This window comes from Noviherbaspirillum pedocola (genome assembly GCF_016632335.1).
Lineage (GTDB): Bacteria > Pseudomonadota > Gammaproteobacteria > Burkholderiales > Burkholderiaceae_D > Noviherbaspirillum_A > Noviherbaspirillum_A pedocola.
In genome coordinates, this window is the sequence record NZ_JAEPBG010000002.1 from 1 (window position 1) to 24,368 (window position 24,368).

General features: G+C 63.7%; 21 protein-coding genes, 1 tRNA gene and 1 pseudogene. 17 read left to right on the forward strand and 6 right to left on the reverse strand.

What is annotated here, in order from left to right; genetic code table 11:
• Nucleotides 1-122 (forward strand): annotated as a pseudogene (locus JJB74_RS05150) (IS5/IS1182 family transposase); the annotation flags it as partial.
• A gap of 4 nt (nucleotides 123-126) precedes the next feature.
• On the opposite strand, the gene JJB74_RS05155 reads toward JJB74_RS05150, so the two are convergent.
• Entirely contained in the window at nucleotides 127-1,443 is a 1,317-nt protein-coding gene (locus JJB74_RS05155) for a chloride channel protein (RefSeq protein ID WP_325170093.1), read from the reverse strand.
• Between the two features lie 190 nt (nucleotides 1,444-1,633).
• On the opposite strand from JJB74_RS05155, the gene JJB74_RS05160 reads away from it, so the two are divergent.
• The 16 genes from JJB74_RS05160 to JJB74_RS05235 all read left to right on the forward strand — a co-directional run bounded on the left by JJB74_RS05160 (nucleotide 1,634) and on the right by JJB74_RS05235 (nucleotide 19,157).
• Nucleotides 1,634-2,122 carry a LapA family protein gene (locus JJB74_RS05160; RefSeq protein ID WP_200590785.1) on the forward strand — a complete coding sequence of 163 codons (489 nt, stop codon included), beginning with the start codon at nucleotides 1,634-1,636 and terminating at the stop codon, nucleotides 2,120-2,122.
• A gap of 66 nt (nucleotides 2,123-2,188) precedes the next feature.
• Nucleotides 2,189-2,701: a MarR family winged helix-turn-helix transcriptional regulator gene (locus JJB74_RS05165; protein ID WP_234483991.1), complete on the forward strand. Its 513-nt coding sequence runs from the start codon at nucleotides 2,189-2,191 to the stop codon at nucleotides 2,699-2,701.
• 119 nt (nucleotides 2,702-2,820) lie between these two features.
• Nucleotides 2,821-3,006, forward strand: coding sequence for a DUF2188 domain-containing protein (locus JJB74_RS05170; protein WP_200590786.1), 186 nt, complete (start codon nucleotides 2,821-2,823; stop codon nucleotides 3,004-3,006).
• 19 nt (nucleotides 3,007-3,025) lie between these two features.
• A complete protein-coding gene (locus JJB74_RS05175; RefSeq protein WP_200590787.1) occupies nucleotides 3,026-3,874 on the forward strand; it encodes a YihY/virulence factor BrkB family protein in 849 nt (282 codons plus the stop codon).
• A 149-nt stretch (nucleotides 3,875-4,023) separates the two neighbouring features.
• Nucleotides 4,024-5,640: a TolC family protein gene (locus JJB74_RS05180; protein ID WP_200590788.1), complete on the forward strand. Its 1,617-nt coding sequence runs from the start codon at nucleotides 4,024-4,026 to the stop codon at nucleotides 5,638-5,640.
• Nucleotides 5,637-6,893, forward strand: coding sequence for an NHLP bacteriocin system secretion protein (locus JJB74_RS05185; RefSeq protein ID WP_200590789.1), 1,257 nt, complete (start codon nucleotides 5,637-5,639; stop codon nucleotides 6,891-6,893). The genes JJB74_RS05180 and JJB74_RS05185 overlap by 4 nt, the downstream gene beginning before the upstream one ends.
• A gap of 1 nt (nucleotide 6,894) precedes the next feature.
• Nucleotides 6,895-9,096: an NHLP family bacteriocin export ABC transporter peptidase/permease/ATPase subunit gene (locus JJB74_RS05190; RefSeq protein WP_200590790.1), complete on the forward strand. Its 2,202-nt coding sequence runs from the start codon at nucleotides 6,895-6,897 to the stop codon at nucleotides 9,094-9,096.
• Nucleotides 9,093-11,747: an NHLP bacteriocin export ABC transporter permease/ATPase subunit gene (locus JJB74_RS05195; protein WP_200590791.1), complete on the forward strand. Its 2,655-nt coding sequence runs from the start codon at nucleotides 9,093-9,095 to the stop codon at nucleotides 11,745-11,747. The genes JJB74_RS05190 and JJB74_RS05195 overlap by 4 nt, the downstream gene beginning before the upstream one ends.
• Nucleotides 11,744-12,313: a sigma-70 family RNA polymerase sigma factor gene (locus tag JJB74_RS05200; RefSeq protein WP_200590792.1), complete on the forward strand. Its 570-nt coding sequence runs from the start codon at nucleotides 11,744-11,746 to the stop codon at nucleotides 12,311-12,313. Before JJB74_RS05195 ends, JJB74_RS05200 begins: the two co-directional genes overlap by 4 nt.
• Before the next feature lie 119 nt (nucleotides 12,314-12,432).
• Entirely contained in the window at nucleotides 12,433-12,648 is a 216-nt protein-coding gene (locus JJB74_RS05205; protein WP_200590793.1) for a hypothetical protein, read from the forward strand.
• Between the two features lie 222 nt (nucleotides 12,649-12,870).
• Nucleotides 12,871-13,824 (forward strand): beta-propeller fold lactonase family protein, encoded by a 954-nt coding sequence (locus tag JJB74_RS05210; protein WP_200590794.1) that lies wholly within the window; start codon nucleotides 12,871-12,873, stop codon nucleotides 13,822-13,824.
• Nucleotides 13,821-14,405: a cytochrome b gene (locus JJB74_RS05215; RefSeq protein WP_200590795.1), complete on the forward strand. Its 585-nt coding sequence runs from the start codon at nucleotides 13,821-13,823 to the stop codon at nucleotides 14,403-14,405. The genes JJB74_RS05210 and JJB74_RS05215 overlap by 4 nt, the downstream gene beginning before the upstream one ends.
• 522 nt (nucleotides 14,406-14,927) lie before the next feature.
• Nucleotides 14,928-16,448: an aldehyde dehydrogenase gene (adh, locus tag JJB74_RS05220; RefSeq protein WP_200590796.1), complete on the forward strand. Its 1,521-nt coding sequence runs from the start codon at nucleotides 14,928-14,930 to the stop codon at nucleotides 16,446-16,448.
• Nucleotides 16,449-16,518: 70 nt separating this feature from the next.
• On the forward strand, nucleotides 16,519-16,920 hold the full coding sequence (locus JJB74_RS05225; protein WP_200590797.1) for a DUF779 domain-containing protein: 402 nt from the start codon (nucleotides 16,519-16,521) through the stop codon (nucleotides 16,918-16,920).
• A gap of 89 nt (nucleotides 16,921-17,009) precedes the next feature.
• Nucleotides 17,010-18,758 carry a PQQ-dependent methanol/ethanol family dehydrogenase gene (locus tag JJB74_RS05230; RefSeq protein ID WP_200590798.1) on the forward strand — a complete coding sequence of 583 codons (1,749 nt, stop codon included), beginning with the start codon at nucleotides 17,010-17,012 and terminating at the stop codon, nucleotides 18,756-18,758.
• Between the two features lie 322 nt (nucleotides 18,759-19,080).
• A tRNA-Met gene (locus JJB74_RS05235) sits at nucleotides 19,081-19,157 on the forward strand.
• 177 nt (nucleotides 19,158-19,334) lie between these two features.
• Here the strand turns inward: JJB74_RS05235 and JJB74_RS05240 are convergent.
• From JJB74_RS05240 to JJB74_RS05260, 5 genes are all read right to left on the reverse strand, one after another.
• Complete coding sequence (locus JJB74_RS05240) at nucleotides 19,335-20,045, reverse strand: hypothetical protein (protein WP_200590799.1); 711 nt, start codon at nucleotides 20,043-20,045, stop codon at nucleotides 19,335-19,337.
• A gap of 2 nt (nucleotides 20,046-20,047) precedes the next feature.
• Entirely contained in the window at nucleotides 20,048-20,560 is a 513-nt protein-coding gene (locus tag JJB74_RS05245) for a hypothetical protein (RefSeq protein ID WP_200590800.1), read from the reverse strand.
• Complete coding sequence (locus tag JJB74_RS05250) at nucleotides 20,557-21,168, reverse strand: hypothetical protein (protein ID WP_200590801.1); 612 nt, start codon at nucleotides 21,166-21,168, stop codon at nucleotides 20,557-20,559. The genes JJB74_RS05245 and JJB74_RS05250 overlap by 4 nt, the downstream gene beginning before the upstream one ends.
• Complete coding sequence (locus JJB74_RS05255) at nucleotides 21,168-21,869, reverse strand: MotA/TolQ/ExbB proton channel family protein (RefSeq protein WP_234483992.1); 702 nt, start codon at nucleotides 21,867-21,869, stop codon at nucleotides 21,168-21,170. The genes JJB74_RS05250 and JJB74_RS05255 overlap by 1 nt, the downstream gene beginning before the upstream one ends.
• Before the next feature lie 365 nt (nucleotides 21,870-22,234).
• On the reverse strand, nucleotides 22,235-24,136 hold the full coding sequence (locus tag JJB74_RS05260; protein ID WP_407672290.1) for a sigma-54-dependent Fis family transcriptional regulator: 1,902 nt from the start codon (nucleotides 24,134-24,136) through the stop codon (nucleotides 22,235-22,237).
• Between the last annotated feature and the right edge of the window lie 232 nt (nucleotides 24,137-24,368).

A 24,368-nucleotide genomic window follows, 5' to 3' on the forward strand; every position in this document is an offset into this window, starting at 1 on the left:
GCTGGATGAACCGATTCCGCCGCGTTCTGATTCGTTGGGAAAAGCTGGCGAAAACCTATCTTGCGTTTCTTCATTTGGCGTGCGCTGTTATTACCTGGCGTGCAATTGGCCTACTGGAATAGGCTCTTAGTGCCCCCGCTCCACATCACCCTTCGGCTCTTCCCCTGCGCCCGCACGCAGAAAGCGCGACGCCAGCACATGGTAGAGCGGCGTCGGCGATACGATCTTTGCCGCGCCGGCGGCGATCAGCGCTGTGGCCATCAGCGGCAGCAGCATCGGATGGCTGTCGGTCATCTCCATCATGATCAGGAAGGACGTCAGCGGCGCGCGGGTCACGCCGGCCAGGTACGCGGCCATCATCAGCAGGATGATCGCGCTATGCGGCGCCAGGCCGGGCAGCAGCGCCGACAGGTTGTCGCCCAGGCCGGCGCCGACCGCCAGCGACGGCGCGAAAAAGCCGCCGGCGATGCCCGAAGCCGCCGATAGCCAGGTCGCCGCGAATTTGGCGATGCCGAAGTGCCAGGGCAGGGCGGACACGTTCTGCAGCGTCATGCGCGTGGGGTCATAGCCGGTACCGAAGACGATACCGTCGGTGAACAGGCCGATGGTGGCGATGCCGAAGCCGCAGATCGCGGCCCAGGCGTGCGGCCGGCCGGTTACGAAGGCGGCCGCGCGTTTGGGCAACAACGTGCCAAACCCGATCAGCAGGCGGCTGAACAGGCCGCCGGAAAGACCGCCGATTACGCCGCACAGGAGCACCGCGCCGATGCCGAGCCGCCAGTCGAGGGTTTCGGCGGTTGAGCCGAAATAGGTGTAGTTGCCCAGGAGCGCCAGCGACACCAGGCCGGACAGCACCACGGTGATCATGGTCGAGCTGTTGCCGTTGAAGACGTGCCGGCTGGAGAGTTCTTCGATGGCGAACATGATGCCTGCCAGCGGCGTGTTGAAGGCGCCAGCGATGCCGGCCGCGCCGCCGGCAAGAATCAGCATGCGCCGCTGTCCGTCGCTCATCAGCGGTCCGCGGCCGTGGAAGGCATGCATGATCGATGCGCCGATCTGCACCGTCGGTCCTTCGCGGCCGATCGACGCGCCCGCCGCCAGGCCGCCCAGCGTGAGCAGGATCTTGCCGAACATGATGCGCAGCGACAGCAACGGATGCGGCTGCAGCGGCAGCGGGCCTTCCATCGCGGCGATGGTTTGCGGAATGCCGCTACCCTGTGCGCCCGGAAATACGGTCCGGCACAGCCAGGACAGCAGCGCGAAGGCGGCGGGCATCAGCAGGAAGGGTACGAAGGGCCGGCCGGCCCACAGCGCATGGTTGAAGCGGCCGATATGGTCGCTGGCCAGGGCCAGCCCGGCGGCGGCCAGGCCGACCAGCAGCGGTCCGGCCAGCCATGCCCAGCCGTGATGCCACCAGGTAACGGCATGACTGCGCAGTCTCACGCGGCGGCGAGGAAGGGGTTGCATGAAGGGGAAAGAGACAATGGGCGAAGGCTGAAGTATATTCCAACAAAACTAAAAGGCCGGCCGACTTTGCACTTACCATTCGAACACCGACAATGGTGTTCCCGGAGAAAATTGCTAGATTCTTTCAAAACCGCAGTTGAGCACTAGACCATGGATTGGAGGTTGCATGAGATTTCGCACACCCTTGCTTCTCATCGTGCTCATAGCGATCGCGTTGTTCGCGGCGCTGAACTGGGCAGCTTTCACCGCGCCGGCCGAGTTGAATCTGCTGGTGACGACGGTACAGGCGCCGCTGGGTTTGATCATGCTGGGCGCGGTGCTGCTGCTGACGGCGCTGTTCGTCGTCTTCGCCGCCTATCTGCAGACCACGGCGCTTTTGGCCTCGCGCCAGCATGCAAAGGAGATGGCAACGCAGCGCAAGCTGGCGGACCAGGCCGAGGCATCGCGCATCGCCGAACTGCAGCATCTGCTGACCAGCGGCCTGATGAAGCTCGAGCAGCAATCTCGTGAAGCGCGCGGGGCCACGACAGCGCGCATGGACCAGCTTGAACAAGAGTTGCGCACGGCGCTTACCCATGAATGCGCGGGGCTGGCTGCGCAGATCGGCGAACTTGAAGACCGGATCGGCCGGCAGGGAACGGCGCGCACGGGATAAGCTGCCGCACCCATCGGATGATGCATGAGCAACCTTGACATTCTTGGCTGAAACACGAACCCGACTATGAAAAACAACGAAAACCAGGAGCCGCAAGGCGGTGTGGACACGGACATGGCGGCGCGTCTGGCGTTGCTGCAGAAGTTCAGGATCGTGATACGCGCGGCGCAGCGACACTCGCAATGGGTGGAAAAGCAATGCGGCGTGTCCGGCGCGCAGTTGTGGGTGATGCAGGAGTTGCAGGAGCATCCCGGGCTGCGGGTCGGGGAACTCGCGCGGCGCATGGCGATCCACCAGACGACGGTCAGCAATTTGCTGTATGGGCTGGAAAAGCGCGGACTGATCGGCAAGGAGCGCGACCGCAGCGATCAACGCGTCGTGAAGCTGTCCCTGTCCGCGGATGGCCGCGCCTTGCTGGATGCGGCGCCAAAGCCGGCGCGCGGCCTGCTGCCCGAGGCAATGCGCAAGCTCGATCCGGCGGCAATGACACTGCTGGACCAGGGCCTGCAGGCGCTCATCGATGGCATCGGCCTTCTCGACGAGGATTTTTCCTCGCAGCCGCTGCCCTTCATGATGTAGCGACCCGTCGCCGCCGCGCGCAGGGCCTTTGTGCGCCAGACCACAGACGCGCGCATGGCATGGTCCTACCATGGGCAGTTCATATCTTGCCGGCGCATGCCGGCGCCAAGGAGATTGCAATGTCACAGGGTGCGGGAAGCGAAGCGCTGATCCAGATGCGGCAATGCGACGCCGGTCGCTGGCATGTTCATCAGGTCGGCGCCGACGATGCGCTGGCCTCTTTCGACGACATGGAAGACGCAGTCGACTATGCGAGCGATTACGCGCAAAACAACAACGGCAGGATCGTCCAGTTCGCGGAATGAGATGCCGGCCCGGCGTCGCATGACGGTCCGGGATTTCGCGCAGCTGCTGCGCACGGCGGCGGCAGACTGGCGCGCCGACTATGCGTCGAGCATGGGCGCGGCGCTGTCGTATTACGCTGTCTTCTCAGTGACACCGCTGCTGCTGATCCTGGTGTCGATCGCCGGCCTGGTGTATGGCGCGGACGCGGCCCGCGGTGAACTGTTCGAACAACTGCGCGGCATGATGGGTGACGCCGCAGCCGGCGCACTGCAGGGTTTGCTTGCCAATGCGCACAAGCCGGGGCAGGGCATCATCGCGGCGACTGTGGGCCTCCTGGTGTTGCTGGCTGGCGCTTCCTCGGTTTTCGGCGAATTGCAAAGCGCACTGGACCGCATCTGGCGCGTGCCGCAGACAGCGGGCGGCGTCAGGCTGCTGCTGCGCAATCGTCTGAAGGCTTTCGGTTTGATCCTTGGCGCAGGCGCACTGTTGCTGCTGTCCCTGGTGGCCAGTGCCGCGTTGGAAATCGTCACTACCTGGTGGAGCGGCTGGTTCGGCGGCTGGGAAGGGGCGGCGAAGGCCTTGAATGCGGCGCTGAGCTTTGTCCTGGTTGCCGTGCTGTTCGCCATGATCTACAAACTGCTGCCCCGGGTACGCATTGCATGGAGCGATGTGCGCATCGGCGCGATCGTTACAGCTTTGTTGTTTACCATCGGCAAACACCTGATCGCGCTCTATCTCGGCCGCACCGGCGTCACCTCGCCGTTCGGCGCTGCCGGCTCCCTGGTTGCGGTGCTGGTATGGGTCTACTACTCCGCGCAGATCTTTCTGTACGGCGCCGAATTCACCTGGGCTTACGCCCACCGTTTCGGATCGCTGCGCAAGACCTGAACTTCCGGCCCTCTGCCGTCCTGTTCCTTCTCCTCCGATTCTTTTCCTTGCCTGCCGGGAACTTCCTCCGTCCTTGGGTTACTCAGCGCCTGCTTGTGCGGAAAACATTGCACAAGACATAACAACCGCTGTTTTCAGCAGGAGAGGCGATGCCCGACCACGAGCTGTTTGCCAAGCCACCTGTCATCCGCAGTCTCGCAATTCCATGGAAAACATACCGTCTGACGTCTGAAGCGGCACAATGCGCCGCCGGCATGCTGCTGTGCTCGATATTGACCGGTCTGTTCTGGCCGGCGACCGCCCGGGCGCAGGATTACCACGGCGGTCTGCTCGAAGCGATCATGCTGGCGATCAATCGCGAGCCCGGCATTCTTGCCTCGCGCAGCCAGGTGGAGCTTGAAGCCGGTCTGGAACAGCAGGCGCGCGCGGAATTCGACACGTCGCTGCTCGCCGCCGTGCAGGCCGCCCGCGCACATACACCGCTCGCCGAATTCTCGCGCCGTCCCGGCTTTGAACAAGTCGACACCAGCAACCTGAGCTACAGCCTCGGCAGCGCCACGAAGCTGCGTTCCGGCATCAGCATCGCGCCGGTGCTGTCGGTGGACCGGGTGCGTGACAACGCCACCAACTTTTCCTCGCCCGCCGCCGGCAGCGTCGCGCTGCGGTTCACCGTTCCAGTGCTCAAGGGCAGTGGCCAGGCGGTCACCACCGCCGCCGAGCGCGCCGCGCGCAGCAGGCTCCAGGCCGCGGCCTATAGCTATCGGCATGCGATCGCCAGTGGCATCGCCCGCGTCACCAATGCCTACTGGGACTTGCTTGCCGCGAACCGGTCGCTGGCCCTCGCCTTCGAATCCGAAGAACGCTCACGTACGCTGGTTGAGGATGCGCGGCGCCTGGCCAAGGGCGATGAAATTCCGCCGTCGGACATTCTGCAGTACGAGGCGCAACTCGAGCGGGACCGCGCCACCAGCATCGCGGCGACCCAGGCTCGTGAAGCCGCACGGGCCGCATTTGTCGTAGCCGTCGGACTTGATGTCACTGCCATCGACGGCGCGGACCCGGTCGAAGACTTCCCCGAATGGAGCCGCGCCGCTGCGGCACGCCTACCCGACAAGCCGCCTTCCGGCACGCCGCAGGGCAGAAGCGATCTGCTGGCGCTGCAGCGACAGCTGGAAGCCGCCGACATTCTTTACGATGCCGCTCGCCGCGACAGCAACAGCCAGCTCGATCTCGCCTTCTCGGTGGGTTATAGCGGCCAGGTGGAAAACCGGACGCCTGGGGGAAGCGTGGCAGCGCTCGGCAGGCCGGCATCCGGTCTGAACATTTCGCTGGGGCTCAACTATGTGTTGCCGGTACAGGGCAATGCGCTGAGCGGTGTGCTGCGCCAGCGCGCGGCGCAGGCCGATCAGGCGCGCACTGGCGTCGAGGCGCTCAAGCGCAGTATTGCCGCCAACATCCGCGCTCAGCACGCGGCTCTCAGGAGCGCTGCGCAGCAACTCGAACTGGTGCGCTCCCAGCTGCGGCTGCAGACGCAGGTCTTCGCCAACGAGCGCAAGAAATATGCGCTGGGCCAGACGACTGTACTGGACGTGCTCAACGCCGAAGTGCAGCTCACCAATGATGGACAAAGGGAAATCGCCGCGCGCCAGGAACTGGCGCAGGCTTTGGTCAACTATCGATTCGAAACTGGCACGCTGCTGTCCACTGATGCTGATGTACAGCGACTGAACGTGGAGACGCTGACCACCGTTCCGGAGCCACAATGAGACCCGATTTGTTTCGCAAGACCGCGCTGGAAAGCCTGTCCACTCCCGAACAGCTCGATGCCGCGCTGCAGGTAACCAAGCCGCGCGCCTGGATAGCGCTTTCGGCCATTGCCCTGGTGCTGTTGGCGGTGCTGGTCTGGAGCATCTTCGGCACCCTGCCGGCCAATGTGCATGGCCAGGGCATCATCATGCGCGAAGGCGGTACCTTCAATGTCGTCGCCTTTGGCAATGGCGTCATCACCGAGATGAAGGATTTGCAGATCGGCGACATGGTGAAGAAGGGGCAGGTTCTGGGTCGCATCGCCCAGCCCGAGCTTGAACAGCAGATCGAGGCGCAGCGGACAGTGGTGCGCGAATTGCAGCAGGACGAGGCGCGCGTGGCGGAAAGCGTGCGACTGCTCGAGCCGGTCAGGGACAAATCGGCACGGCTGCAGCAGACTGCGCTGCAGCGCACGATTGCCTCCAAGCGCGACCAGCTGCGCTCGCTGCACCTGATCCAGCAGGGGCAGGAAGAATTGCTGCGCGACGGTCTGATCACCCGGCAGCGCTATGAGCAGACGCGACAGCAGGCGATGGCGGCGGAAAGTGACATCGACACGGCAATGACGCAAATGGAAAGGTTGTCGGTGGACCGCATCGAGACCGAAGCCGTGCAGCAGGCCCGGCTTGCCGAAGCGCGCTCGCGTTTATTACAGGCGCAAAACCGGCTCGAAGATCTGGTGGTGCAGCACCGGCTCGCGTCCACGATCGTCAGCACCTACGATGGCGCCGTCGTCGAAACCATGGCGATGAAGGGAGACGCATTGAGAAACGGTCAGCCGGTGCTGTCGGTTGAGGTCAACGAGGGTCACCTCGAGGCAGTGATCTATCTGCCGCCCGAATCGAATGCCAAGCTGCTCAAGCCCGGCATGCCGGCGCAGATTTCGCCGGCCACGGCGAAGAAGGAACGCTTCGGCTATCTGATCGGCAAGGTCACGGCGGTTTCGCAGTATCCGTCTACCGAGCAGGGCATGCTTTCTTTGTTCAACAATGCGACGCTGGTGCGCGAACTGACCCGAAACGGTCCGCCGCTGGCGGTTGCGGTTCAACTCGAGCGGGATCCGGCGACAAAAAGTGGCTACAAGTGGTCTTCCACCACCGGCACCCGCGTTGAACTCACCAGCGGCACGCTGGCTACCGGCACTTTCGTCGTCGAAAGCAAACGGCCGATCAGCCTGCTGATTCCGTTGCTGCGAGAAATGGTGGGAGTCTGAGATGGGCGCACTCCATGCTCTTCTTGCCTTCCTGCGCCGCGAACCGGCCCACCGCGTGGTCACGCCCACGGTGCTGCAAATGGAAGCGGTGGAATGCGGCGCCGCCGCGCTCGCAATCATCCTGGCCTGGCACGGCCGCCATGTGCCGCTCGAAGAATTGCGTTTGCGCTGCGGCGTCTCGCGCGACGGCAGCAAGGCCAGCAATGTCGTGCGCGCCGCGCGCTCCTATGGCCTGGAAGCGCAGGGCATGCGCCTGGAAATCGACATGCTGCGCGAGCATGGCTTTCCCATGATCCTGTTCTGGAATTTCAACCATTTCCTGGTGCTGGAAGGCCTGGACGAGCGGCGTGTCTGGCTGAACGATCCCGCCACCGGACCGCGCACGGTCAGCATGGAGGAATTCAATCGCAGCTTTACCGGCGTGGCCCTGCTGTTTGCACCCGGCCCGGAATTTACCAAGGGCGGCCGTTCGCCTTCGGTGCTTGCCGCGCTCAAGTCGCGGATGAAGGGCGCCGGCAATGGTCTGGCCTATGTGATCGCGGCCAGCCTGGCCCTGGTGGTGCCAGGCCTGGCGATCCCGGTGTTCTCGCAGGTCTTCATCGACAGTTATCTGATCAGCCGCCTCGATGGCTGGGTCAAGCCGCTGCTGTTTGGCATGGCTTTCACTGCGATCCTGCGCGCCTGCCTGGTGTGGCTGCAGCAAACCTACCTGATGCGCCTGGAAAGCCGGCTGTCGCTGGCGGCGTCGGCACAGTTCTTCTGGCATGTGCTGCGGCTGCCGGTGGAATTCTTCAATCAGCGCTACGCCGGCGACATTGCGCAGCGGGTCGCATCGAACGACAGCATCGCGCAACTGCTCTCGGGGCAGCTTGCCACCAATGCCGTTTCCCTGGTCACGCTGGTGTTCTACGCTACCGTCATGCTCGCCTACGATCCGTGGCTGGCCGCAGCCGGCATGTCGCTGACGACGCTCAACGCCTTTGTGCTGTTGCGCTTTTCGCGGGCGCGGCGCGACGGCTTCATGCTGCTGCAGCAGGATCGCGGCAAGCTGACCTCGGTGCTGCTGTCCGGCCTGCAGACGATGGAAACCATCAAGTCCAACGGCGGCGAAGACGACTTCTTCCAGCGCTGGGCCGGCTGGAAGGCGCGGGTCAATAACACCGAGCAGCGACTCGGCCTGATGCGTAGAAGCATGGCCGCGTTGCCGATGCTGATTTCCGCCGCCAACACCGCGCTCATCTTCGCTGTGGGCGGCCAGCGCGTCATTGCCGGCGACATGAGCGTTGGCATGCTGGTCGCTTTTCAAAGCCTGCTGTCTTCGTTCGCGCAGCCTGTCGACAATCTGATGGGCCTGGCATCCAACCTGCAGCAGGCGCAGGCTGACCTGCGGCGCCTGGACGATGTGCTGGCCTACCCATGCGAAAACGGTCGCGCTACCGGGCCTGACGTCGGCAATCACGCGCCAGCGGCGGACAAGCTCGAGGGTGCGCTCGACATCAGCGAAGTGAGCTTTGGCTACAGCCGCCTGGAACCGCCGCTCCTGGATGGCTTCAGCCTGAAGCTTGCGCCCGGCCAGCGCGTGGCCCTGGTCGGCGGATCGGGCAGCGGCAAATCGACGGTGGCGAAACTGATCATGGGCTTACATCAACCATGGTCCGGAGAGATCCTGTTCGATGGCAAGCCGCGCGAGGCTATCCCGCCCGCAGTGCTGCATGCCAGCCTTGCCAGCGTGGACCAGGATATTTACCTGTTTTCCGGCACCGTGCGCGACAACCTCACGCTCTGGGATGCCAGCCTGCCCGAGCCGGACATGGTCCGGGCCGCGCATGATGCTGCCATACACGGCGCCATCGTCAGCCGCAGCGGCGGCTATGACGCGGAAGTCAGCGAAGCCGGCGCGAACTTCTCCGGCGGCCAGCGACAGCGGCTCGAAATTGCCCGCGCGCTGGCGATCAATCCGCGCGTGCTGGTGCTGGACGAAGCAACCTCGGCGCTGGACCCGACCACCGAGCAGGAAATTGATCGCAACCTGCGCCGGCGCGGCTGCACCTGCGTGATCGTCGCGCACCGGCTGTCCACCATACGCGACTGCGATGAAATCGTCGTGATGGAGCGAGGCCGCATCGTCGAGCGTGGCAGCCACGATGCGCTGCTCAGCAAAGACGGCGCCTATGCGCGCCTGCTCGGGGAGATCGCCGCATGAGCGCGCAACTGCAGGACATCGTGGCCTTGCCGCAGGCGCTGGCCGAGCGCGCCGAACGGCAATTGCCTAAGGCATCGCGGCCGCAGCTGCTCGATGGCCAGGCCATACGCCTGGTGGAAAGCGGCTCGGTGGACCTGTTCCATGTTCTGTTGCGGGATGGGGTGCCATCGGGCGCGCGCGTGCATCTGTGCCGGCTCGAGCCCGGAGATGTGTGGTTCGAATTCCCCGCCGCATCCGACGGTGCATTGCTCGCGGTGGCGCTGCCGGACAGCGCCTGGCTATGCATCCCCGGCGATCCGGAAGCCTGGCTCGCCAGCGCGCAAACCGCGGCGTTGCTGCAGCCTTTGCTGGGGCGCTGGCATGGAACGCTTGAAGCTGCACTACCGGGCTTGCGGCTACGCGATGCTTCGCCTTCCGCCGCGCATGCGCTGATGCTGCAAACCCTGGTTGAGCGCCGCGGGCTAGCGCAGCAACGCGACCGAGTGCATCTGCGTGAGCGCTCAGAAGCGGATACGCAGGCCTTGCGCCGGGCGCTGCACGGCGTGGTGGAGGCCATGGACGGCAGTCTGCCGAAAGCCGGCGCAGGCGTCGGCCATGCGCTTGCCGACGCCTGCACGCTCGTGCTCAAGGCCAGCGGCATCCGTGCGCGGCGCGGTTTTATGGCGCCTGCCGCAAACGCCGATCTCGAAGACTGGCTCGACGCTTTCTGCCAGCGCGGCGCGATTGCCCGGCGCCGCGTTGCGCTGGAAGGCGTGGATTGGTGGCGTCAGGATTTCGGGCCGGTGCTGGCCTTTCGCAAAAGCGACAATGCGCCGCTGGCGCTGCTGCCGCATGCCGGCGGCTACCGCATGATCGATCCGGAGACGGCTGCGGAAAGGCAAGTCGATGCCGACGTGGCCGGCATCCTTGCGCGCAGCGCCGTGATGTTCTTCCGGCGTCTACCCGAACGCCCGATCCGCTTCGTCGACCTGCTGCGTTTCGGACTTGCCGGCACGATGGCGGACCGCATCCGCCTGTTCGCCTTCGGTCTGGCCGGCGGGCTGCTCGGCCTGAGCACGCCTTTCGTTACCGGCCTGCTGATCGATGCCGCGCTGCCGGCGGCGGACCGCGGCATGCTGATGCAGATCGTGACGATGCTCGTCATCACCGCGATTGCCATCACAGGCTTCACCTTCTGCCGCGGCCTGGCCGTGATGCGGCTGCAAACCCGGCTGGGCAACGCCGCGCAGGCGGCGGTGGTGGATCGCCTGCTGCATTTGCCGCCGCCATTCTTCCGTGACTATGAAGCCGGCGACCTGGCGCGTCGCGCGCTGGCCATCGACAGCATCCTGCTCATGCTGGGCAATACTGCAGAAAGCGCGGTGTTCAGCTGGCTGTTCGGTCTGTTCAGTTTCTTTTACCTGTTCTTCATCGACTTCCGGCTGGCCCTGCTCGCGATGGCACTGGTGGCACTGCAACTGACCTGGACGCTGGCTTTCGACTACCTGGCGCTGCTGCAGGAGCGACGCAACGCCAAGATCAGCGGCGAAGTCGCGAGCAAGGTATTGCAGCTCTTGTCCGGCATCGCCAAGCTGCGCGCCAATGGCGCGGAAAGCCGCGCATTCGCGTTGTGGGCCGGCCTGTTTTCGCGCCAGCGCAGCATTGTCCTCGGCGTGCGGCGCAACGGCATCGTGCTGGCCACCATCGAGGCCGCCTATGGTCTGGTATGCACCATTGCGCTGTTTGCCGCGGTCGCCTGGGCAGTGCCCGACATGGCCACCGGCCAGTTCATGGCCTTCTCCAGTGCCTTCGGCCAATTTCTCGGCGCCACGCTGGGTCTGACTTCCGCATTGACGTCGACGCTGTCCGTCATTCCGCAATACGAACGCGCCAAGCCGATCCTGCAGGCCACGCCCGAGATCAGCCGCGCCGGCGCAGCGGCGGGCCGTCTTTCCGGCGCAATCGATATCTGCAAAGTGTGCTTCCGCTACCAGCCGGACAGTCCGCTGATTCTGGACGATGTCTCCATCAATGTACGCGCCGGTGAATTCATTGCGCTGGTCGGGCCCTCGGGCAGCGGCAAGAGCACGCTGTGCCGGCTGCTGCTGGGCTTCGAGCATCCGCAGGCCGGCGCCATCCATTACGACGGCCAGGACCTTGCCGGCCTGGATCTGGTGGCAGTACGGCGCCAGCTCGGCGTGGTGCTGCAGAACGGCAGGCTGATGGCCGGCGACATCTTCACCAACATCGTGGGCAGTGCGCCGCTGTCGCTGCAGGATGCCTGGGAAGCGGCGCGCATGGCTGGACTGGACGCGGACATCGAGGCCATGCCGATGGGCATGCATACCATCATCGCGGAAGGCGCAGGCACGATTTCGGGCGGCCAGAAGCAACGCCTGCTGATCGCGCGCGCCGTCGTGAAGAAGCCGCGCATTCTGCTGTTCGACGAAGCCACCAGCGCACTGGACAACCATACGCAGGCCATCGTCGCGCAAAGTCTCGCGCGTTTGAACGCAACGCGCATTGTTGTTGCGCACCGACTGTCGACCGTCATCGACGCTGATCGCATTTACTACATGGAAGGAGGGCGCATTTTGGAACAGGGAAGCTATCAGGAATTGATGCAACTCGACGGCCGCTTCGCCGCGCTCGCAAAAAGGCAAATCGCATGAAAAAACTCGTAGCAATCGAAGGCGACCGGTGGGTGGAACGGGCGCAAAAAGGGGATCAGCAGGCCTTCTCGCTGCTGGTGGATGCCTACCACACCCGGGTATGGCGCTTCCTGCTCAAATGGGTCAGGAATCGTGACGACGCGGAAGAACTCGTGCAGGAAACCTTCCTGGCGGCCTGGCGCGCGCTGCCGAGCTTTCGCGCCGGCTCGCAGTTCTCGACATGGTTGTTGGGCATTGCGCTGAACCTGGCCCGCAATCATCACAACCGCACGGTAAAGAAGCTCAGCCGCAATGTGGAGCTCGACGAGACCATCTACATGGACACGCCATCCGGCAGCGACATCGAGCCGGACCGGCAGCTCGAGCGCTTGCAGACGATGGAAGCGCTGCAGCAGGCAATCGACAACTTGCCGGAGGACATGCGCCAGGTGCTGATCATGGTGCGGCTCGAAGGCATGCAGCTTGAGGAAGTCGCGGAGATACTCGGCATTCCTTCCGGCACGGTGAAGAGTCGGCTGTCACGCGCAAAAGGGCGGCTACTGGAGCAGATGGGCCACTACCTGTAGCATGCAGCCTGGCGCATCGCCCGGTTCCGGAACGGTTTGCGCTTCGCTGTTGCGTATGCACAGTCGCTGGAAATGACTCCAGCTCATCGAACCGCAGCATTTACCAAAGAGGAAACACCGTGAACGACAAGGAAGCAGGCCTGGACAAGCTCCTCGGCGATCTCGCCGCCCATTACAACAACCAGAACCCACCCGCCGGCGCGCTCGACCGACTGAAGCGCCGCCTGAAAACCGAAAGCCGCTCGCTGTCCGACAACGACCTCGACTGGCTGGCCGCCGCCGGAACGGCCGGCGAGTCACCGCCCCCGGAACCGGACGACGAATTCAAATCCTGATTGTCCTGCTCCGTTTCCTTCTTCGGGATCATCCATGGCTCCATGCTTCATGATCCGGACCGCGCTGGGCGCAGGTCCGGGTTCTGTTGACGCGACGAACCGCGACCATTCCTTCGCAAAGCTATACTGACCGCCCCGCAGCCCGGCATGCGGTTTGCATCAGGACCCCGTCAAGCATGCCGTCGCATGCGTCCCACGCCAAGCACAAGGAAGGAGACATCAATGATCCAGAGGCGCCAGTCCGCCACCCTACGCCGCTATTGCGCCTGCCTGCTGTTCATCCCAGGTATCGCATTGGCCGCACCATTTGCCTACGTGCCGAATGAGAAATCCGGCACGGTATCGGTCATCGACACCGCAAGCGACACCGTCGTTGCCACTGTTCCCGCCGGCTCCAAGCCGCGTGGCGTGGCGATCGCCAGGAACACGCTGTATGTCAGCGACCAGCCGGCCAATGCGCTGGTGATGATCGATCTTGCCACCCGCAAGACCAAGGGCAGCGTGGCGCTGGGCGAGTCGCCCGAGGGCGTGGAAGCCTCGCGCGACGGCAAGTGGATCGCCGCCGCCAGCGAGATCAGCAACGCGGTCAACTTCATCGATACCGCGAGCAACCAGAAGGCTTTCTCGGTGGCGACCCAGGGCAAGAACCCCGAGCATGCGGTGTTCAGTCCCGACGGCAAGCTCGTCATCGTCAGCGCGGAGGAAGCCGATACCGTGGACTTCGTCGATGTCGATGCGAAACGCGAGGTGGCTTCGGTACAGGTCGGCCGCCGGCCGCGCGGCATCGCTTTCACACCGGATGGCAAGATTGCCTATGTCGCCTGCGAGATGGAAAGCCGTGTCTATGCAATCGATGTGCCGAACCGCAAAGTCATCGCCAACATCCAGGCTGGCAACTTCTCCAACGGCGTGACGATGGCGCCGGACGGCAAGCGGGTGTATGTGTCCAACGGCAAGGATGGCTCGGTGTCGGTGATCGATACCGCCAGCAATGCCGTCATCGCCACCATCCCGGTGGGCAAGCGGCCGTGGAACATGGCCATTACGCCGGACGGCGCCAAGCTGTATGTGGCCAATGGCCGTTCCAATTCCGTCTCCGTGATCGACACTGCCGCCAAGCGCGTCAGCAAGGAAATCGAAGTGGGGGCATTGCCATGGGGAGTCGCAATCCAATGAACGCCAAGGATACCGGCGTGGCGCAGTCGCTCGCGCAAGGGCACGCCAGCGAACGCTATACCTGGCAGGCAATGGCGCTGCACTGGATGATCGCGGCGCTGATCCTGTTCATGCTCTGGCTCGGATGGTCTCTGGAAGACATACCGAAGAACACGCCGGCGCGCGGCTTCTACGTCAATCTGCACAAGTCGATCGGCGTGCTGGTGCTGACGCTGGTGGTGCTGCGCCTGCTGTGGCGCTTGCGCCATCGTCCGCCCGCGCTGCCGGCGAGCATGGCTGGCTGGGAGATGCGCGTGGCGCACATCACGCACTGGCTGCTGTACGCCTGCATCCTGATCCAGCCGCTGTCGGGCTATATCGCCTCGGCCTACAGCAAATATGGCGTGAAGTTTTTCGGCATCCCGGTATCACCGCCGGGGCTGCGGGGCGAGGCGGTGAGCGACTTCTTCGGCGAGGTCCATGACGTGAATGCGACCGTACTCGCGGTGCTGGTTGCCTTGCATGTGCTGGCCGCGTTCAAGCACCTGCTGATCGATCGCGACGAGGTGTTCCAGCGCATGCTGCCGCGGCATCGGCGCTGAATGCGCGCATCCGCATACCGGGCCGGCCCAGCGCCGGCCTTTTCTTTGACGGCGTCCGCTGCGATCTGCGGGTTGGGCTGCGTAGCTGCGTAGGTTGGGCTGCCAAGCCCAACATGAAGCCCGATTCCGTGCCGACCCCCGTTGGGCTTCCTGCGTCAGCCCAACCTACGCAAAACGGCCTTCTCGTGGATCAAGTGCGTAGGTTGGGCTGGCAAGCCCAACGACACCCCGATCCCATGCGGTCCCCCGTTGGGCTTGCTTCGTCAGCCCAACCTACGCACCTCCATCGAATCGCATGCCGACCGGCCCCCTGATCCGACGTCACGCTGTATCGCGACGAAACACAGGTGTGCAGAAATTGAGCAATGGCGCAGCCCGTTGCGCATATCGCGGCATGTGCATGGGGTGCGTTATAGCCAAAAGGCCAGTAGTAACGAGGTGGCACAGGGATTGCGTTACCAGGTAGGCGAATACGCGGCTTACACCCGAATAACCCCCAACCATCCTCAAGAGGAAGACACCATGAATCTGGCCGAAATCGATAAGCTGGGCGTCAAGAACCCGTTCAAGCAGCGCTACGACAACTTCATCGGCGGCAAATTCGTCGCTCCGGTGCGCGGCGAATACTTCGAGAACGTCAGCCCCGTGATAGGCAAGTCCTTCTGCGAAGTGGCGCGTTCCACCGCAGAAGACGTGGAGCTGGCGCTGGACGCCGCCCATGCCGCCAAGCGCGCCTGGGGCAAGACCTCGCCGGCCGAGCGCGCCGGCATCCTGAACCGCATTGCCGATCGCATGGAAGCCAACCTGCAATTGCTGGCCACGGCGGAAACCATCGACAACGGCAAGCCGATCCGCGAAACCATGGCCGCCGACATTCCGCTGGCCATCGACCACTTCCGCTACTTCGCCGGCTGCATCCGCGCGCAGGAAGGCTCGATCGCGCCGATCGATTCCGAGACCTATGCCTATCACTTCCATGAGCCGCTCGGCGTGGTCGGCCAGATCATTCCATGGAACTTCCCGATCCTGATGGCGGTGTGGAAGCTGGCGCCGGCGCTGGCCGCGGGCAACTGCGTGGTGCTGAAGCCGGCGGAACAAACCCCGGCCTCGATCATGGTGCTGATCGAATTGATCGCCGACCTGCTGCCGCCGGGCGTGGTCAACATCGTCAACGGCTTCGGCCTCGAAGCAGGCAAGCCGCTGGCTTCGAGCAAGCGCATCGCCAAGATCGCCTTCACCGGCGAAACCGGCACCGGCCGCCTGATCATGCAATACGCATCGCAGAACCTGATCCCGGTCACGCTGGAGCTGGGCGGCAAGTCGCCGAACATCTTCTTCGAAGACGTGATGGACAAGGACGACGCCTTCTTCGACAAGTGCCTCGAGGGCTTCGCGATGTTCGCGTTGAACCAGGGCGAGGTCTGCACCTGCCCGTCGCGCGCGCTGGTGCAGGAATCGATCTACGACCGCTTCATGGAGCGCGCAACCAAGCGCGTCGAGGCGATCCGCCAGGGCAATCCGCTCGACTCCAGCACCATGATCGGCGCGCAGGCCTCGCAGGAACAGCTCGAGAAGATCCTGTCCTATCTCGACATCGGTCGCCAGGAAGGCGCGACGGTGCGCACCGGCGGCGAGCGCAATCCGCTCGGCGGTGACCTCTCGGGCGGCTACTACATCAAGCCGACCATCTTCGAAGGCAACAACAAGATGCGCATCTTCCAGGAAGAGATCTTCGGCCCGGTGGTGTCGGTAGCGAAGTTCAAGGATGAAGCCGAAGCGCTGGAAATCGCCAACGACACGCTGTATGGCCTCGGCGCCGGCTTGTGGACCCGCGACAGCGCGCGCGCCTTCCGCATGGGCCGCGAGATCCAGGCCGGCCGCGTATGGACCAACTGCTACCACCTGTATCCGGCGCATGCGGCTTTCGGCGGCTACAAGCAATCCGGCATCGGTCGCGAGAACCACAAGATGATGCTGGACCACTATCAGCAAACCAAGAACCTGCTGGTGAGCTACAGCCCGAACGCGCTCGGCTTCTTCTGAAGTCGAAGCGGTAAGCAGGAAGCTCCGGCCACTCAGGGCCGGAGCGCAACACAACCGGGATGGATCAAGGATGCAAGCACTCGTACCACGCGTTACCGCAACAAAGGCTGCGCTGGCGCTGCTCGCCGAACTCAGGGACAGGCATGGTCCGCTGATGTTCTTCCAGTCCGGCGGCTGTTGCGACGGCAGCTCGCCGATGTGTTACGCGGCCGGCGACTTCCAGGTTGGCGAGGAAGACGTCTACCTCGGCAACCTCGATGGCGTGCCGTTCTACATCGGCGCCGAGCAATTCGCGTACTGGCAGCACACGCAATTGATCATCGATGTCGTGCCCGGCATGGGCGGCATGTTTTCGCTGGATAACGGCACAGGCAGGCGCTTTCTCACGCGCTCGCGCCTGTACACCGAGGAAGAAGCGGAGCGGCTGGAAGCGCGACGTCGCGCCGGTGACGTCGCAAGAGAAGGGTCCTGAAAGTTTTTCGGAGGAAGGCTGGCCGCGATGCGGATCATGGCCAGCCTGTGAACACACGTAGCCAACCATACCTATACGAGGAGGCAGCAATGCACAAGACAATACTGGCCACGCTGGTGGCGGGCGCGCTCGGCGCATCGACCCTGGCCGGCGCGGCCGGCGTCACCAACGCCATGATCGAATCCAGCGCCAGCAAGGGCGACAACGTCCTGACCTGGGGCGTCAACCAGGAAGGGCAGCGTTTCTCGCCCTTGAACCAGGTGAATACCAAGAACGTCGCCAAGCTGGTGCCGGCATGGTCGTTCTCCTTCGGCGGCGAGAAGCAGCGCGGCCAGGAATCGCAGCCGCTGATCTACAACGGCAAGATGTTCGTTACCGGCTCGTATTCGCGCATCTATGCGCTTGACGCGAAGACCGGCAAGAAGCTGTGGAAGTATGAACACCGCCTGCCCGAAGGCATCATGCCCTGCTGCGACGTGGTCAACCGCGGCGCGGCGCTGTATGACAACCTCGTGATCTTCAGCACGCTGGATGCGCAACTCGTTGCCCTGAACCAGGACACCGGCGAAGTCGTGTGGAAGGAAAAGGTGGATGACTATGCCGCCGGCTATTCCAACACCGCCGCGCCGCTGATCGCGGATGGCTTGCTGCTGACTGGCGTCTCCGGCGGCGAATTCGGCGTGGTCGGCCGCGTTGAAGCGCGCGATCCGAAGACGGGTCAGCTGGTATGGTCGCGTCCGACTGTCGAAGGCCACATGGGCTACAAGTACGATGCCGATGGCAAGGCTACCGATAACGGCATCTCCGGCACCACCAACAAGACCTGGCCGGGCGAACTGTGGAAGACCGGCGGCGCCGCGACCTGGCTGGGCGGCACCTATGATCCGAAGACCCATCTGGCTTACTTCGGCACCGGCAATCCGTCGCCATGGAACAGCCATCTGCGTCCCGGCGACAACCTGTTCTCCTCGTCCACCGTGGCCATCGATGTCAAGACCGGCCAGATCAAGTGGCACTACCAGACCACGCCGCACGACGGCTGGGACTTCGACGGCGTGAACGAGTTCGTTACCTTCGACATGAACGGCAAGCGCTACGGCGGCAAGGCCGACCGCAATGGCTTCTTCTATGTCGTCGACGCGAACAACGGCAAGCTCGAGAACGCTTTCCCATTCGTGAAGAAGATCACCTGGGCCACGGGCATCGACCTCAAGACCGGCCGCCCGAACTACACGCCGGAAGGCCGTCCGGGCGATCCGACCAAGGGCACGGACGGCAAGAAGGGCGAGTCGGTATTCGCTGCGCCGTCGTTCCTGGGTGGCAAGAACCAGATGCCGATGGCCTACAGCCCGAAGACCGGCATGTTCTACGTGCCGGCCAATGAATGGGGCATGGAGATCTGGAACGAGCCGATCAGCTACAAGAAGGGCGCTGCCTATCTCGGCGCGGGCTTCACCATCAAGCCGCTAAACGATGACTACATCGGCGCGTTGCGCGCCATCGACCCGAAGACCGGCAAGATCGCGTGGGAAGCGAAGAACAATGCGCCGCTGTGGGGCGGCGTGCTGACCACCGGCGGCGACCTGGTGTTCTACGGCACCCCGGAAGGCTATCTGAAGGCGCTGGACGCCAAGACCGGCAAGGAGCTGTGGAAGTTCCAGACCGGCTCGGGCGTGGTCGCGCCGCCGATCACCTGGAAGGACGGCAATACGCAGTACGTGGCTGTGGTCTCCGGCTGGGGCGGCGCGGTGCCGCTGTGGGGCGGAGAAGTGGCGAAGAAGGTCAACTTCCTCGAGCAGGGCGGCTCGGTGTGGGTGTTCAAGCTGGCGTCGAACTGAATCGATTGAAGCTGTAGTGTGAAGTTGTAGTGCGGTCTCTCGCTGCCATTGGCAGATTCGGCCGGGGCTTTCGGGCTCCGGCCTTCTTTTTATTACGGCACGAGGAAACGGCTGAAGAGAAGCGCGGGCTGCAGTCCGCGCGGATCCGTAGGGTGGGCGCCAGCCCACGCGGTGTTCATGGATCATCGAGATCAGTGCCGGCGGAATGGCCATTGCGCATCACCCGATGATGCGCAATGGCCATCCGATTCTTGGTCTTGCGCCGCATGCCGTGCTGCCCTTGTATCCCGCAGTCATGCCCTGTACAATGCGAGCCTTCAGACGCGGGGTGGAGCAGTCTGGCAGCTCGTCGGGCTCATAACCCGAAGGTCGTAGGTTCAAATCCTGCCCCCGCAACCAGACACATCGGGATGCCTTCAAGGCATCCCGATTTCATTTGTGGCGTCGGGTTCTTTGCCAAGGTCGTCAAGGCTTAGGTGCGTAGGTTGGGCTGCCAAGCCCAACATAAAGCCCGATCTCGCGCGAACTCCCGTTGGGCTTCCTGCGTCAGCCCAACCTACGCGTTGCTCGCCCCATTCAGCGCGGCGAAAAATCCGTCAATACCATGCTGACCTTGCCACCGCTGTAAAACGCGCCCGATACCTCTTCGCTGCGCTCGAGCTTCACCAGACCGATGCCGCGGCAATACCATTCGGTGCTGGTCACCGGTATCTTCGAGAAGCCGCGCACCGGGTCCACGAACAGCGTCATCTCGGCGCGGCCGACGATGCGCGCGCAATGCGCATAGCTGCCTGCGGGAACCTCGACCCGTTCATCAACGGCCTCTACCGTGTAATTCATCAGCATCCCGCGGCCGTACTTCAGCTCGCGCGGATATTCATGCTTCCTGGTCATCGTGTAGGCCACCGTCGGCACGCGCCAGCTCGTGCCCTGCGCCAAGGGGAACTTCAGCACGGTGCGCGGCTGCTCATCCAGCACCGCACGCTCCTGCAGATCGATGCGTTGCGCGATGCGCTGTATGCCCTGCGGTGTTTCACGCAGCCAGTATTCAATGCCGATGTTGTCGGGCGTTTCGCTGCGCCGGATGTACAGCGGCTTGCCGTCATGGCTGCGCTCGTCCAGCACCGTGATGGTCTGCTCGCCGTGCCTGGTCGCGCCATCCGATTCGGTGTCGACCGCATAGGTCCAGCGCGCGCCGGGCGTGAGCGGAAACCAGGAGTCGCCGATCTTCGCGCCGCAGCCGCACAGCAGCGCAACCAGGGTGATGAGGGCAGGGCGGATGCGCACGTTCATTTCTCCGGCAATTGCGGCGCCGGCGCATCGCTGATGCGGATCTTCACATTCGGGTCCGCCGCAAGCCGGAACCACGCGCCGCCCTTGCCGCCGGCCGGCGCCTCCAGCGTACCGATCTGGCTGATGCCCTGCCGGTTCTTCTTCATCGCCTCGCCCAAGAGCGCATGCAGGTCGCGCGCATACGGCAGGCGATATGCGCGCGGCTCAGCGGCGGGCTTCGTGCCCTGCATCGCATTGACCCAGACATACAGCGCGCCACGCGTGCCGCGTTCCTTGTCCGGCTCTTCCGCGACCACCGCGAGCAGCACGAATTTCTCCGGCGGCGACTTGGCCGCCGGCCAGCCGAGCATGCCCTGGAACGCCGATTGCGCGATGAAGTAGGACGCGGTGACCAGCGCGATCATGCCGATCTTGATCCATGCGCGCCAGCGCGTGGCCAGGCACAGGATCAACAGCAGGAAGGCCAGCGCTACATAAGCAATGGTCAGATGCAGGGAGTAATCGTTCATTCGGTCTTCACGAGGGTTTTCGGAATGGTGTTGATGTCGGAAAGCGCGCCGTCCGCGCTGACGGTGAAGCGCACCGCGGTGCGCTCCGCTCCCTTGGCTGGCAGCTTGACCGTGCCGTAATACGCTACCTCGGCTCGCGGATTGACCTTGACCAGCGACACCGTCACATCCACCGGCTGCCGGTTGCGGCTTTCGTAGTACTGCACGTTGACCGTGTATTCGCCGGGCGCGAAGCCGCGCAGCGTGACGACTTCCTGGTTCAAGGGGTTGACGATTTCGCGGCCGTTGACGATCAGCGTGTCGCCCACGCTGCCGCGGTCGTCGCGGTCCAGGTGCATCAGCCCGGACTCGCGCTCCTTGAACCAGACCAGGTTGCCGCCCGGGTCCTGCACCCAGGTGTCGATATCGTTCGGATCGTTGTCGGGCCAGGTGACGGTGATGATGAACTCGGCCTTGGCTGGCACGTCGCCGGCCTTCTTCGCCTGCGGATTCATTGCCAGCATCGCGATGATGAAGCAGAACACGAAGGCGATCAGGATGTTGAACAGCATGTCATAGAACGGATCGACTTCGGTCTCGCGCCGTCCCCGGCCGCGCCGCAGGGCCATCAGGCGTTCCGTCCATTGCCGCCGGTCTCGGCGAATTGCATCGCATCGGCGATCAGCCCATCGCAGCAGCGGTCGATGCGCGTGAGTTGCAGGCCGAGCAGCATGTTGGCCACCAGGCCGACCGCGGTGGTCAGCAGGGCAATGCCGAGGCCGCCGGTAAGTGTCTTGAGCAGATGCTGGGTCTGGGCCGGATCGAAATTCTCGATGCGCGAGAGCTGCATTGCCAGTATCGAAAAGCCGATCACCTTGCCCAGCAGGCCAAGCTTGATCTGTATGCCGTTGACCCACCACGCGGTGTCGCTCGGGCCGTGCAGGCGTTCGGCCAGTACTTCGGCCAGCGCGGTGCGCGAGGAGGCATCCGCATCGGGTGCGGCAAGGTCGCGCAGATAGGCATCGATGCTGCCGCCGTGCTCGGGCGCGATGGATGCGCGCCGCCAGGCATTGAGCTGCGCGCGTTCACGGCATAGCGCGCGGCAGCGCATGCCGCACCAGGCCGTGCTGCCGGTGAAGACGGCAATGATCAGCAAGGTGATGCCGGTCGGATCGGCATCGGCCAGCATGGCCCACACGCCGGTCTGCCACAGCAAAGCGGCTGCGAACAGCAGCACGCCAGCGAAGGCCAGCCATGCATGGAACAGGGTGTCGGGCGCGGCAGACGCCACGGGCATGGATGGATGCGACAGCGCGGCGGCGCGTCTCATCGCGGCGCCCTGCGGGGAATGGCTTGCGGCATCGTGTGGCGTCTCCGGTGCGTATGCATGTTGTAGACGCCGTTGACGCAAGTTCCATGCCGCGCATGGGCAAGCTGATTGCGCGTGTCGCGCTCCTGGCGCTGTTGCATTCGGCAACAAGGCTGCTCCATAACGCAACAGTGAGGCGGTTGAATGGCGAGGCCGGAGTCTATCTACCGCATGTGCATATGGGGCTGACCATGCGTAGGGTGGGTGCAACCCACGCGTTTCGTCGATCGGACGAAGACCGCGTGGGCTTTTCCCACCCTACGAGTCATCCATCACGCCATGGGTCTGCCGGAGCTCACACGCAAGGTACCGCGCACGAGCCCGAATCAGTGCTGCATCTTGCGATAGATCGTATTGCGCGATACGCCCAATGCGCGCGCGGTGGCGGAGACATTGCCGCCGTGCGCCTCCAGTGATTTGCGGATCACCGAGGCTTCCACATCCTCGAGCCGCGACATGTCGGAGACGATGCGTTCTATCGTGTCGCTGGCGTTCTGTCGCTGCGCATGGCTGATGTCGTCGAGGAAGTCGTCCGGCAGATGCTCAGGCAGGATCTCGGCATCGTCGCCCAGCATCACGATCGCGGTGCGCAGCAGGTTGGTGAGCTGGCGGAAGTTGCCGGGCCACTTGTGCTGACGGAACATGCGCATGACTTCATCCGACACGCGGCAGGGGCGGCCTTCCGCTTCGGTGGCCAGCAGCTTCTCGATCACGGCGTCGAGGTCGCTGCGCTCGCGCAGCGGCGGCAGCTTCACCACCAGGCCGTTGAGGCGGTAGTAGAGGTCTTCGCGAAAGGTGTTCAGCGCAATCATCTCGCGCAGGTTGCGGTTGGTGGCGCAGATCAGCGCCACATTCACCGGAATCGACTTGGTGCTGCCCAGCGGCGTGACCATGCGGTCCTGCAGCACCCGCAACAGCCGCACCTGCAGGCTCATCGGCATGTCGCCGATTTCATCGAGGAATAGCGTGCCGCCGTTGGCTTGCAGGATCTTGCCGATGCTGCCCTTCTTGCGCGCGCCGGTGAAGGCGCCGTCCTCGTAGCCGAAGAGTTCGGATTCAATCAGGGTTTCCGGTATCGATGCGCAATTCACCGCGACGAACGGGCCTTTGGCACGCGGCGAATCGTTGTGGATCGCCTGCGCCAGCAAGTCCTTGCCGGTGCCGGTTTCGCCGGTGACAAGGATGGGAATATCGCGGCCGATGACCTTGCTGAGCTTCTCGATCAGGCGCTCGACCTGCGCATCGCCGGTGTTCAGATAGCGCAGGCTGGACATGCGGCGCGGCTGCGTTTCGCTGGCGGCCGGCTGTGGCGCAACGCGGGGAGCCGCATCGCGCGCCAGCGCTTCGGGCATCGCATGGAAGGTAAGGTTGGTGCGACGCATTTCGGCGCGAACGAAGACGCGCACGCCATTGTGCAGACACAGGTTCAACAGGCCCGGGCAGGCGGTACGGTAGTGATCGAACAGCGCTGACACCGGCAAGCCGAACAGCGAGCTGAAGGTATGCGTCTTCAATGCCGACAGCGGCAGGCCGAGCTGAAACAGGCCGCTGCGGCTGGCAGACAGGAAGCGGCCGCTCGGCGAGAACGAAGCGATGCCTTCCATCAGCGTGCCGATGAATTCGGGCCGGCTGTGAAAGTGCAGCGTGATCGCATCGTCAAAGGCAGCGGAGAACAAGTGGTTCTCGATCATCTGCGCGGACATGCGCACCAGCGCCATCGTGTGCTGGTGATAGCTGCTCTTGTCGCCGGTGACATCGAGCACGCCGATCACATCGCCCTGGTGATTGAAGATGGGCGCGGCCGAGCAGGTGAGGAAGTGATTGGCGCGCAGATAGTGCTGATTCGCATGCACCAGCGTCGGCTTCTTCTCGACGATCGCCGTGCCGATCGCATTCGTGCCCTTGCCTTCCTCGGACCACGACACGCCCGGCTGCAGCGCAACCCGGTTGGCCTTTTCCAGAAAATCGTCATCGCCGAGCGCATGCACGATCAGTCCGTTGGCATCGGTCAGCACCACCATGTTGTGGGTGTTGATGATCTGGTCGTACAGCGTTTCCATCACCGGCAGCGCATGGGTGTAGAGCACCCGGTTCTGCTCGACGATCAGGCTCAGATCGTTTCTCGCAATCGGATCGAAGTCGGGCTTCTCGGTGGTCGATAAGCCGTAGGCGGCGCAGCGCTGGTGGGATTCGTCGAGCATGGTCTCCGTACAGATTGCAGAAAGCATGCCAAGCCGCTTCGCATCCGCGACGGCGCTGCCAGACTGGCCGGCGCCGGTGTTGTCTCCTTCCATGCATCGCTCCTGGACTGATGGTATCGATGGGATGTTTCAGTTTTTATCGCTATTTTTCGGGCAATGGTACACCTGTTTAAAAATGACGCAATCCCGGCGTGGGTTTGACACGCATGGGGCACAGGGGAAGGGGCACAACGGGGAGAACATGCGGGCTGGCATGGCA